The sequence below is a fragment of the Photorhabdus africana genome (assembly GCF_035181445.1).
GTDB classification, from domain to species: Bacteria; Pseudomonadota; Gammaproteobacteria; order Enterobacterales; family Enterobacteriaceae; genus Photorhabdus; species Photorhabdus laumondii.
Genome location: NZ_JAXBVE010000041.1, coordinates 26,490 through 39,489, shown reverse-complemented (window position 1 = coordinate 39,489; position 13,000 = coordinate 26,490). Strand labels below are relative to the sequence as shown.

The window sequence follows — 13,000 nt, the reverse complement described above, 5'->3', positions numbered from 1 at the left end:
GGCGCTTTAACCTTAAAAAAACATTCGAACAGCTTATTTATTCATGTATCCGGGCAGCACCTATACCTGAGTATTTACTCAAGCTAGCTGAGATTCGATGGTAATCAGGAATTTTAATACTTATAATTAAGAAGCATTGTAAATGAGTTTAATAAGTATTTTGCATTTATCTATTTGAATTATATTGAGAAATATTAGATAGCATTTCGTAATACCGATACAGTAGTTAATTTGATTGATGTCTGAGTAGTGAAAGTTTGGTACCTGATAAACTGCACTAACCTTATGGTGTTGCTATGTATAGCTTGTCTCCCTTATTGTACAAGGCGTTTTGCAAAGTGATCTACTATTTTGAAAGCTTATTTAAATCCATAATTGGAGGCTCAATATGTATATAGAAATACTTAGTAAAAAGCTAGCGGCATTGAAAAAAAGTGGACAATATCGTGAGTTTGTTACATTAAATCGTATTCGTGGACAATATCCTTTAGCTAAACTAAATAGCTCAAATAATGGTGAGTCTGTTGTTGTTTGGTGTAGTAATGATTACTTAGGGATGTCTCAACATCCAGTTGTCGTTGAAGCTATGCATAGTGCGATTGATTTATTTGGTGCGGGTTCGGGGGGATCTCGTAATATCGGGGGTACTCACTATCATTATGGAGTTTTAGAATCTTCGCTAGCTGAATGGCATGATAAAGAATTGGCACTAGTATTTCCAACAGGATATGGCTCAAATGATGCAACGTTGCAGTGTTTATTACGTTTATTTGAAAACTGTATAGTTTTTTCTGATGAACTCAATCATGCTTCTATTATTAATGGTATATGTAGTACGAAGGTAGAACGTGCAATTTTTAGACATAACGATACAAAAAATTTAGAAAAGTTACTTGCGGAACAACCGTATGAACGACCAAAATTAATTGTTTTTGAATCGATTTACTCTATGGATGGCGATATTGCGCCAATTAAAGAAATTGTAGGCCTTGCTAAAAAGTATAATGCTTTAACATTTCTTGATGAAGTACATGCAATTGGTATGTATGGGCCTAGAGGTGCAGGAATTGCTGCTGACTTAGGTATTGCAGGTTCAATTGATATTATTCAAGGAACTATGGCTAAGGGAATTGGTATTATCGGCGGGTATATTACTGGTTCTGAACCAATAATTGATACAATTCGTTCTTTTGCTTCAGGGTTTATATTTACGACTTCATTACCACCAGCTATAGTGGCGGCATGTTATGCAAGTGTTGAGTACTTGAAAGTTTCTGATATAGAAAGAAAAAAACTACATAAAAAAACTAAAATGCTAAGAGATTCTTTCAATAAAGCAGGAATCCCGATCATGAATTCTAGTGAGACACATATATTACCTGTGTTAATTGGAGATGCAATAAAATGTAAAGAAGTAACACGTCAGTTACTTGAAAAACATAATGTTTATTTACAACCAATTAATTCACCAACTGTACCAGTTGGAACTGAGAGACTTAGGGTAAATATTACTCCTAATCATTCGGAAGAACAAATTATACAATTAACTAATGCGTTGACTGAAGTATTTCTTTCATTTGATATACCCAATAGATTTCAAATTACTTCGCAGCGGCAGGTAAGTAAATCCTCAGCCACACAACTAATTATGTGACTGGGGTAAAGCAATTGCATGAATGATCAAATAACACTGAGAAGGAATGACGATCAAATCATACTAAGGTCAGTGCTCATTAATCTGACTGAAATGCAATCTGTGTTTGTAAGACGTTCATGTGATTGCTTTGGTGACTGGGAAGAGTAAGCGTAGCCAACAAAGATATAACTTGAAAGATGAAGAGCATATATCCGTTATCTTTCAAGTTGCCTTTTTGTTGGCTGCACTCGCTCACCCCGGTCACATAGTTCTCTATGCTCCCGGGGATTCTCTCTCTTGCCGTCGCGATGCATCTTGAAATCCATAGGGTATATTAATTTGGGTCGCTTGACAGTTGCAGTAGAACTTTTAAATATCGCGCTCTAACGCAAAAATCAGATACAACAATTCACTAATAAATAACCTTCCTAAAATTCATTATTATTTATTCAACGTCTTATAAAAAACGCAACAATATAATTAAAAAATATTTTCATATGTAACTAATTAATATTGTTGATAATTTTAATTTAAATATACAAAAAATTAATTATATTTCAATGTCATCACTCATGTGATCCGCAATATAAATGAAAAATAAAGGGGATAATTATGACTACAACTACAAAGCAAATAAATGTTGACTATCTAATATTCACTAATATAAATAACAATGATATGTAACTATCACCTAAATAAAGTAATGCAAAATGACATCTGCCTTCGACTCGACCGTATGTGCGGGAATCCCTGCGGTAACTGAATACGTTCGTACCTAAAGTTATGGTCTTTAGGTCGGGAAGAATGTCAAATCTGTATCGACAAACGATAAACAGCTTTTCGCAGCGCGAAGGGTTTCGCTTAAAAACAGGCAAAGGAGCATTGCAATGGTTTCTATATCCAAAGACTTCACGAACCTGCTCAATACCTTGATAGATGGACAGATTGAGGCAGCAAGTCGTCAGACCGAATGGTTTAACATGAGGCCTGATGAGCGTGCTGACTACATCAGGCAAGTAGACGAGCGGTTACAGGAAATGCAGCAGAGTACGCTGAGTGTGCTGGCTGCCCAGCATTTTCAGATGCAGGACAACCCCGTTTCTGTCGGCGACCAGTTGCAGACATTGCAGCAAAGACGGCAGCAGATGAACGATGTGCCCGGCACACCGGCGATCAACGCTTACAAGCAGCAACTGGACCGCGACATCCTGTTATACAGCCGACAGCAGATGGCCATAACGCACTTTGACAGCACTTGGCGTAAAGCTTTGACCATGCTCAATCTCGGCGGCTCTAAGATCTTGAATACGACGACCTTGAGAGAGAATGCGGTGGGCAAGCAGGCTAAGCTAGATACCGAGATCAAGCGTCTGGAACAGCAACTGACTATACAGGTGGCTGACTCCACGTTTAGCCCAAAATACGTGATGCTGTTTTCCGAATTACAGGCCTACAAGGGGGTCAATGCTCGCTACAACGCCTTACTAAAAGCATCCTCTACGGAAGAGGCCGCAGCTCTCGGCGGGCTGACCACGGTGCCTCCGGCCTCCGATGATCTGCCGGTAAATATTTCGTTGCTGATGATGGAGGAGCGTCCTGGCTACATCCGCATGAACGTCGCACTAGTTAATGCCAGCACCGATGGCCGCTTCAAAGATTTCTTCCTAGAGAACGGCAGATTAGTTGTGTCGGCGGACAAGGTATTCAACTTCTCCTTCGGTACCGCAGCCCGCTCCCTAGCTTGGCAACAACAATACCGGCTCAAGAGTGAGCCACCATCCTTTCGCTCGCCGACCTATGCGCCAATTCGCTCGGTGCTGGTCAAAACCGAATTCGTCGAGAAGTACTTCGCCAACTACCTAGTTTCGGAAAGCACCTTGCGTGAAGGCTTCAAGGCGCAGTTGCTGGGTAACGGTCGCAAAATGCTGCTGACCAGCGTTGACCGTAAGGTGCCGAACCAGGTCGGGATTCAGATATCCGGCCAGGTTTCGAATACCACCATCACCCGTGAGGTACCATTGGCAAGCGCCTTGAGTGACCTGATCAACCAGAATGCTGATATCGCTAGCTTCCAGACTATCGGACTGGAGGGGTTTCGACAGAACGGTTACCACCCGGACCGTGACGGGCTTTTCGTTAATATCCATGAGCTGGAACGTTCAGTCGGTTTTGCCAGTCGTCAGTACTTGTTGGAAATGCCCCAGGACAACGGTTACCTATCTGCGACGCCTTTTGGGGTGATGAGCGTTGACGACAATAAGGTCAGCAGCAGTCACTTGAGCAAGGCGCAGACCGACACACTATATCAATACAACGCCGCATTTTTCGAGAAGCTGGAACAACTGCGTGACGGCGGTACGAAGGCCAGTCGTCTGTTCAAAGGCAGCGAAGATCGCAAGGCGTTCGAGCAGCAGCTGGTGCGTTTGCTCGAACGTAACCACATCACCCCCGCAGGGGTGTTGGCACCGGAGTACTTCCGTAACAACATGCGCGATATCAAGGGTAATAACCTAAACAAAGCACTGTGGGAACAGGCGTTCGCCGCTTCGGTCTGGCGAAGCAGCGATAATGACCCGCTGCTGTTCGGGCTGGCGACGAGACTGGTGAAGAACCCGGCTGTGGTTAAGGTCTTGCAAAATGGCTATGTGCAAAGTGACATTGCCCAGGCTAGGGGGCTATTGGCACCGTTGTACGAACAATGGCGCATTCGGGCCATCGAAGTGGAAATCCAGCGGGTTGCCAGCGCCAATGCGGCACAGCATCCAAGCAATCCGAAAGTACAGGTTTTCGATCAGGCTGCGGTTGATCGCTCGCTGGACGACAAACTGCTCACTCTGTTACTGACTGGTTCCCAGGGACTTGAGAGCGCCGATGCGCAACTGCGTCCGGCGGTTGAGGCGGTGCTGTTGAGCAATGAGGGCAGGAGCTTACGCAAACAGGTCTTGTTCCATGCTTTGCGTCCAGTAGCCGATAGCTTTTCCAAGGCCGCGGTCCCGGTCAATCCTCACGCTGCGCTGGGTGACGGCAAGGTCATGATTAATAACCGGTTGAATCAGCCCGATCCGTATCTGATCCTCAATACCAGCCTTGAGGAGCAGACGTATCACGAGGATTCGTACTTGATCAAGGATGATAAGTACCGCAGCTACAACCAGTTCCGTCCGGACCCGAAGAATGACGCCACACGCTACATGAATGACCTGGACACTCCATTCGTGGGGGGAATTTCCGGGACCACCCAGACTGTCAGCAATGCCTTGCCAGAATTGTTCGGTGGCGCGTTGAGCGTCAAGCAGTATTGGCAATTCCAGATGGCCAATGCGGCCTTCATGATCCGTAACGGTTATCACTCGTTCTTCGAAACCCTCTATGTCGCTGCGCGTTACGAACCGGAGGGTGCGGACAGTATCGGCAAGGACATGTTGCAGATGTTTGACAAGTACCGCGTCGAAGGCAGCAAGAGAGAGTTGCAGGGTGAACTGTATGACGGCGTGATGGCGCGGGTCTTACCGATCATTAATCAGGGCTTGCCAGCGGCTGACGAATTCCATCCACCGCGTTTTACCTACATGGGTCCAAAACCGGCGCTGCTGGGGCAGGCGGTGAAGGATCTCGAACTCAAGGCCGGGCTGGTGTCTGTAGGTGATGGATTTGAGCCCCGACAAGGCAGTGCCGACATCCATCAGTTTGCCACTGATCCTGCACTGTTCGCCAAAACCCATACCATCAGTGCTGAGATGCTGGTTAGGTCGGGGCGCCTCCCGGCAGAGGGGAGCGCCCAGTTGGTCAAGGTCGGGTCAGGCTTATACGAGATCGAGTACACTGAACAAAACGCCAATGGCATATCCTCAAGCAGCGTGTCGGCGCACTTCCTCGGCTACAATGGCTCGAATCAGGCCAATGCGGTACCCGCTTATGTGGACATTTCCAAGCATGCGGCCGCAGGGAGCTTTCTGTTCACTGGGACACTGTCGGGCGGCTCGTTGGTGGTGACCAGCCTCGACGCCAATACCTACCGGGTTTACCACGATGGCCGGTTCAACAGCTCGCTGCTGTATGACAACGTGGTGATGGCGGTCGACTACAAAGATTACCAGATATCCGGTACCGCTGAGGGTTTTGCCGCCGCGTACATGCAGTACGTCAATGGCGAGTGGCAACTGGTGTTTCAGCGCCAGGAATATCAACGAAACGGACAGATGATCTGGCCGAAGCTGCGCAGTGGTGCTGAGCCACTCTCGATCCAGGTCGCCGGCAGTCAGGTGGTGGAGCGTAACCTGGCCGAATTCGCCACCTACCGCGAACAGGTTCACCAACAACTGAAGACGGTGGCGACGCAGTTTGGGTTATCGGTCGAAGGAGTTACCGACGGCGTTTACACAGAGGGGGAGTTTTCTCCTGAGCATCCGGCGATTGCCGCATGGACCCGGTTGCGCGAAGCGGTTCAGGCCAAGGTCAAAGCTAACATTGACCAGGTGGCGGACAAACGCTACCAGCTCCAGGAAGCACGACGTACCTCAAGCGATACGGCCTTGATCGACCAGCAGCTCAAGCAGCTCAATCTTACACAGGATTACTACAGGGCGCAGTACGATCCAGTATTGCGTGAAGCCGGTTCTGTCGAAAAGACTTGGCTCTGGCAGCAGATCAAGGCCAAAGACGGCAGCGTTGCGGTGGTACGGATTGACGATACAGCCATTCAAGGCGAGGAGCGCACTAGCAGCGTGGGAGAACGTTACGCGGCCTCCGAGGCCTATCAGCGTGGGGCACAGGGTACCGGGTTCAATGATGGTTTGCGTAACTTCCGGGAGATCAAGATCCCCGGAGTGGATGATAAAATGTCGGTTCTGGAGATGAAGCGCCTGTTTCTTGAAGGAAAACTTACCCACGAGCAACGGGGTGCCTTGAGCGGTCGCATCACCGAAATCAGCCAAGTCGAGTACATCGACAAGGTACTGAGACAGACCGCAATGTTCAGTGAGGACTTCCATGACGTCGGCAGTGTTTTTGACCGCTTAGTACCACAGGACTTTTATCTGTCGCTGGTCGGTGACCGAACCGGTGGCCGTTGCTACCCTTTGGTCAGAACTATGGCTGTGGCATTGGCGAGTGGTGGAGAGGCCGGCATCAACAGCTTGGTACAAAAGCTGTTCTTCGCCTCCGCCGACCCGCAGGCGGGCAGCTCCACGCTGCTCAAGAACAGCCTGATCAGTCTGCACTATAATGTCGAAGCCGTTCAGGCTTCCACGGAGCTAGGCCAGTTCAATTTGTCCGGGGTGGTGTCGCGACTGGCCGCAACAACCGGCACCTCGATGTTTGCACTCAATACCCAGAATCACTCGATGATGGTAGGGAGCACTGTCACGGCCGAAGGCCGTCGCTACTACTTCTATGACCCGAATGTTGGGATTTTTGCCTTCGACAACACCAAGAGTCTGTTCAGGGCTATGGTGCAGCACTTGGTGGTGCGCAGGCTGGCCGCGCACTATGGCTCGTTCGGCAGCAAGTCGGCGCCGGCCTTCAACCTGATTGAGATCGATACCGGCAAGATGGCTGAGGTATCTGTAGGCAATGGCCTGAACGTGGCCGACCTGACCCGGTTCGAGGAACTGGCGAGTGTCATCGAGCAACGGCGGCAGGTCGAGCAGGTGGTGAGTGTACAAGAGCGGGTCATGGAAGACTTGCGACTGAGCCCTGCACTGAAGACCTTTGATGCCGAGCAATGGGGCGCACGGTTCGAAGCAGCCAGTGCCCGGTTGGCGCAAGAGCACCAACTGGACAGCCGCTGGCTACCGATTATCGCTACGACGGAAGACCAGAGGGAAGGTCGCTACCGGGTCCAGTTCATTAACCGTGACCAACCCGAGCAGACTCGCTGGTTGATCACCGGCGATAGCACCTTTGTCGAATTCCGGCGCTTCATCGATGAGCACATGGGTGTACTGAACGAGCATTTTACCCTGGAGCACGGCAGGATGCGTCCTCGCGGCGGAGTTGGTGAGGCCGCTCCGGTGGATGGGCTGAACGCTGGGTTTGCGGTTCAGACGCTGATCCAGTGGTTTGCCGACAAGAACCGCCACGATGCGGCAAGCGGAGTGATTTCGCCTGATCTGGCCACCGCGCTCAAGGTCCATAGCTACCTCAACTTGGTCCAGATGGCTCACGGTGGCGTACAGGATATAGCCAAGGTCACCGCGTTGGTGCGTACGGCGCTGCGCGGTGAAGTGGTGGCTGCCGAAACCTCGTTAAAGGACTTTGCTTCGAATCTGGGCCATACCGTCAACGAAGGTGCTGGTGTGTTGTTTGGTGGAGCTATGGTCGGTCTGGATGCTTATGAACTGGCCCACGCTGAGAACGATGTGCAGAAGGCGGTGTTCGGTACCCAGTTAGCGTTCGACTCGGCGAGCTTCGTCACTGGTGCTGCCGGGGTGGGGGCTGGGTTGGTCGGTGCTTCGACAGCCGGGGCGGTACTCGGTGGGGCCAGCGTGATCCTTGGTGGGCTCGCGGTGGGCTTTACGGCACTGGCTCAAGCCTTTGGTGTGGTAGCCGAGGATGCCAAGGCGGTAGGCCGTTACTTTGATATGATCGACAAGGCGTACAAAGGCAACGGCTATCGTTATGACAACAAGAACAAGGTGCTGGTGCCTCTTGCCGGGGCGGTGATCAAGAGCCTTGACTTGCGCAAGTACCAGATCAGCTTCGACAGCCAGTATATCTACCGCACCCATTCGGGCTCTACCGGTTCGGGGGAAATCAATTACTTCTTCTGGGTCGGTGACTTTCCGCGAATGGTCCACGACCGTGGTCAAGCGATCGAGGTACGCAGCGGTATTGGTTACAAGGATATCTCCCGGCCTCTTGAACACGGCGACAGTAATGTCGTGATCTTGCCGGGTACGCCCAAGTCCTACATCAGCTACGAATACATGCTACTTCCCGGTGCGACTACACGTCATGATGCTGGCTTCGACGTGATCCGCAGGCTGGAGGAAGACAAGCGGTTTGACTACGACTTCTATATCTTTCCGGGTGAGGAGACAATCCGCAGGATTCGTCATGAGTACGTCGACACCCCAATTGAGGTGATACTTGATCAACGCAACCGGCAACTGGTGGTGCCCGAGCTACCCAAAGAGCTACACGGCTTTTTGCGCTACGAGATCAAGGGAGCGGGTGGCGAGTACCTGATCGGCCTCAACGAAGGCACCCAAATTAAGCTCACGAGCGATAGCGCCAGTGCATTGTCGCGCTGGATCATCGATAGCAGTCAGCTCGCCAGTGACCGTATCAGCGTGTCGAAGAACCAACTGGTGGTCGGCGGGGTGGTAGTCGAACTCGATCCGACCCAGAACGGGCAGGTATTGGTGGTCAACGGCAAGGGCGAGGTACGCGAAGTTGACTTTGCCGACCTGACAACTCAGGTGGTAAGCGAAGATGCGAGCAAGTGGCAGGTGCCTAGCCAGCAAATCGAGCAGCATCTGAGCGATCTGGCCAAAGCGCATCAATTGCACGGGCAGTACGTAGTGGTGGAGAACTACAGCCACAACGGGCGAGATGTTGGTCGAGCGTTCTACGATGTAGGCAAGGAGCGGATGTTGTTCACCAACACCCCCCACGAACAGACCAAACATGCCCAACTGGGTGCGGTGATGGGTGACCATGCCTATTTCTACGACGCCGACAATGCGGCAGCGTGGCGGGTAGACATTGCCACCGGACAGGTCGACGCGCAGTTTGATCCTTGGTTTAATCAAAATGCGGGTAAGATCAGTCGGCTATGGCAGGAGGGAGATGCAGTTTACTTGGCGCGCCGTTATCGACTAAAAGAGAAGGAGGCTGAATTAGTGAAGGAAGCTGAACTGTGCTATCGGATCCTCGATGATCGAATGGAGTTGGTCAGTGCGGTGGGTGATGATGCGCTGCTCCAGCTTTTAGCACGTACCAGCCAGCATAGTGATGAGCTCAAGACTATACTCAAGGGCTACTACGAGAGCAAAAGTATACAGCGTGAGACGCCGACGTATACGTTGGGCGCACGGCTGATCCAGCCGACCAGTGCGGCGCTGGTCACGGTGTTCGGTGTGGATGCGACTGGCGTGGCGCACCGCTACTGGATACGCCCCGGCGACGGGACGCTGATCAAGCCGAATCTGGCGCCACCGGCAGATCAGGCCCCTCACTTTAAAGAGTACGAACAAACCCGCAGTGCCTGGCCGATCCCGGCCGACTTGGTATTAGCGGGGAGCATGCCGCAGCACGGCGGTAAAGAGGTGTTTTTCTTCTACAGTAAAGAGCAAAAGGTTCTGTTCCGACAGGAAGGTCCCGGGCAGGCTGTTCTCGACGCTAGCCATCCCACTGCATTGCGCATCAGTACTCCAGCGTTAGCCAACTTGGTCAACCTGAACGGTAGCCTGCTTGCCATCACCGAGGATGGGCGTGTGGCTCGGCTCGATGCACTGGGGCAGCTTAACTACGAAGCGGTTAATGAGCATTGGCTCAAGGGACGTACCCACTGGTGGCAGGACCTGGCTAGCGTCGCCGACGGCAGAGCTACTTTGGCGGTGTTCGGAATCAAGGGTACCGACGGCAAGAGCCTGCTGCCAGTGTGGTACCACAAGGGTCAGGTAATAGTGGCCTCGGCTCCTCTGCAAGACAAACGTTTGCAGTTCTTGGGTTTTGAAGTGGATGGCTCCGGTGCGCGGCTGTTCGAACCCGCCAGCGGCAAGTTGTATCGTCAGCCGCCTATGACTGCCGATGCGCTGGCTGCCGCGTTTGGTACCGACGAGGTGCTTGACGTCTCGTCACAGCTTCCCGCCGCCGGTGAGCTGGCGTCTGGACTGCACCTCAAGGCGGTGGAGCAAGTCGATGTCGGGCTACGACTGACCACCGTCAAAGGCGAGATCCTATTGCGAACCAATGACGGCAAATTGCAGCTAGTTGCCGTCGACAAAGGCTGGCAACAGGACAACTTCGCTCGTCTGCCACAGGCACTTGCTGAGGTTGCTGGTAAGTGGCGAGCCAAAGGCGTGCTGACCTTGCAAGGCGATGACACACAAGGTTGGTTCGATGTCGACAGTGGTCAAGTGTTCTCCTGCGGTAGCATCCAGGCTAAAGACAATCTGCGTTTCATTGGAATTGCTGCCGGGAAGAAGGGCGCGTATGTGTACAGCCCAACGGACCAGGCACTGTACCGGGTCAAAGATGATAGTGTGCAGAAGCTGAATTATTACACTAGTGTCGAGCGTATTGGTTCGTCGCTGTTGATTCGGGGCGGAGGCGAGGGCGGTCGCTGGGACGACTTGACCTCACCGCTGATCGCCGGTGTCGACAGTGTGGTGTTGCATGGCGGTGCTGATAACGATACCTACCGCCTCAGCCAAGAGATGTGGTCGCATTACCGCACGGTTATCATTGACAACGATGACCCGGGCCAGGCTCTGGACCGCTTGATCATGCCGATGGTTGATGCGGAAAAAATCCTCGTTAGTCGCCATGAGGATAACTTGATGCTGACTGACTCGGCCAATGGCACGACCTTGGTGGTGCGCAAGGTGTTCGGTAGCCAGGCGGTGACGCACCAGCATTTGCAAATCGAGCTGGAAGGTTCTTCGTCGGTGATCAGAGTGGATCACTTGGTCAAGGACTTTATCCGGCGAGGTTACACCAATAGGGAGCTGGTAGAACTATCTTGGGCCAGTAGACAACCCGTCATCGTGCCCCATGCGATTCATCCCGTTGCTGCTGTCCCGGACACGGAGGGGCCGAGCCTAGCGAAGCTGAGCGGGGCTATGGCCTCGTTCCCTGATATCGGCGGTGCCCGCGAGCACCTGCCGCAAAACCGTCGGGCCGCGCAGGCGGCGCTGGTGCCGCCGCTGTCTTGAGTTAGCAACAGAAACCACAGGAGGGGCGTAAAGCCCTTCCTGTCTCCGGGCACCGGTCGAATCATTCCTTCTGTAGAAGCAGATCATGATCAAACCTATCGAAGGCTACGGTCAAGTTATTGCAAGGTGGTGAATACATTCCCGATGTTTTCAGGTGTGAACAATCGGCCTGCTTAAGTGATTCTCCAGCAGGTACTGGCATTGCGTGGATATGTGTTGCATCAGGTCGGGCTGAAAGGTGTTAGGTGTTACTTGGAATAGTAAGATTGCGCATTTACTGGAGTGTGAGTTGATGTTGTATATTGATGCTGAGCCACAGAGAGAAGAATGTTAATAGGATAAAACAGAATATTCTCGCTGCTGGCTGAACCTGTCTTTTCTACATAAATTCCTTGTTACAAGATGGGGAATCTTTTATAACTAACCCTATTCTGATTAATAATAAGAAAGCCGAGCAACTAATAAACAATATTGTGTTAATTGATTGATTTTAGTTTGGATGGGTTGACAGTTGCAATAGAACTTGTAAGTATTGCATTTCAGCAAAAAATGGATGCCTAAATTCTTAGGCATCCTAGCTTGGTAACCCTTATGTTCAGTTCAATATCGAAATACTGAAAAGCTAGACTAACCACAGTTATACATTCGGGTTCTTGTATTGACTGTCCGTTGGAATTTTTCTTCAACAAACAGGCTTTGAGTTGGTGCCCGGAGGCGGAATCGAACCACCGACACGAGGATTTTCAATCCTCTGCTCTACCGACTGAGCTATCCGGGCAACGGGGCGCATTAAACCGTATTCAGCCTAAGTCGTCAATGCCTTTCTGATAAAAAATGATAAAAGCGGATTGATTGCTTTCTTTTTGCTCTGAATTTGTGTGGTTGTTCATCTTAGGCTGATTTTTGTTAACTTAACGCACCATTTTTGCGACATAAGGCAATAGCTAAAACATCTTCTGCCAGCAGTTTTGCCGTAGTGATATCACCAATATCCCGTTTGAGTAGTAGCTTACTCAGGCAACCTTCCAGAATCAGTTCCATCTGTTTAGCAACGAGTTCGCTATCTTCAATATCCAGTTGATGTAATAGCTCAGTGGTATAACGGGAAGAACTCTGTTTTTGTAGTTCAGCTAATTGATGGATAGGGTGGTCAGGTTCAGGGAATGCGCTACAGGCTGCGATAAATAGGCAGCCTGGGTAGCGTTTCTCTTTTACTTTTTCATCAAGGGCTGTGTAACGAGCCAGTAGCTTCTGCTCTGGTGTCAGAGTTTCATCCAGTAATATTTGTCGCTGCCAGACTTCAATCTGTTGGCCGTGATAACGTAGACAGTCATAAAGTAGAGCTTCCCGATCGGGCCAGAACTGCTTGAGATATTCGATATCCATGCTAAGCGAGCCAAAAAGCACCTCAGTTGTGATGGATAAGCCATGTTGCTCCAGTAAGTTTAAGGCATGACTAAGAACTTGTTCTCGTTGCATGGTG

General features: G+C 50.6%; 4 protein-coding genes, 1 tRNA gene and 1 pseudogene. 4 read left to right on the top strand and 2 right to left on the bottom strand.

From position 1 onward, the window contains the following. The 4 genes and pseudogenes from SLS51_RS18760 to mcf form a co-directional block, all read left to right on the top strand. Positions 1 to 104 (top strand): annotated as a pseudogene (locus SLS51_RS18760) (IS1595 family transposase); the annotation flags it as partial. Positions 105 to 388: 284 nt separating this feature from the next. After that, positions 389 to 1,654 carry a 5-aminolevulinate synthase gene (hemA, locus tag SLS51_RS18755; protein ID WP_323840138.1) on the top strand — a complete coding sequence of 422 codons (1,266 nt, stop codon included), beginning with the start codon at positions 389 to 391 and terminating at the stop codon, positions 1,652 to 1,654. 133 nt (positions 1,655 to 1,787) lie between these two features. After that, positions 1,788 to 1,955, top strand: coding sequence for a hypothetical protein (locus SLS51_RS18750; protein ID WP_323840137.1), 168 nt, complete (start codon positions 1,788 to 1,790; stop codon positions 1,953 to 1,955). A gap of 568 nt (positions 1,956 to 2,523) precedes the next feature. Continuing rightward, positions 2,524 to 11,517 (top strand): insecticidal toxin MCF, encoded by an 8,994-nt coding sequence (mcf, locus tag SLS51_RS18745; RefSeq protein ID WP_323840136.1) that lies wholly within the window; start codon positions 2,524 to 2,526, stop codon positions 11,515 to 11,517. Between the two features lie 702 nt (positions 11,518 to 12,219). Here mcf and SLS51_RS18740 read toward each other — a convergent pair. Next, a tRNA-Phe gene (locus SLS51_RS18740) sits at positions 12,220 to 12,295 on the bottom strand. A 128-nt stretch (positions 12,296 to 12,423) separates the two neighbouring features. After that, positions 12,424 to 12,996, bottom strand: coding sequence for a transcriptional regulator (locus tag SLS51_RS18735; RefSeq protein WP_323840135.1), 573 nt, complete (start codon positions 12,994 to 12,996; stop codon positions 12,424 to 12,426). Positions 12,997 to 13,000 lie beyond the last annotated feature (4 nt).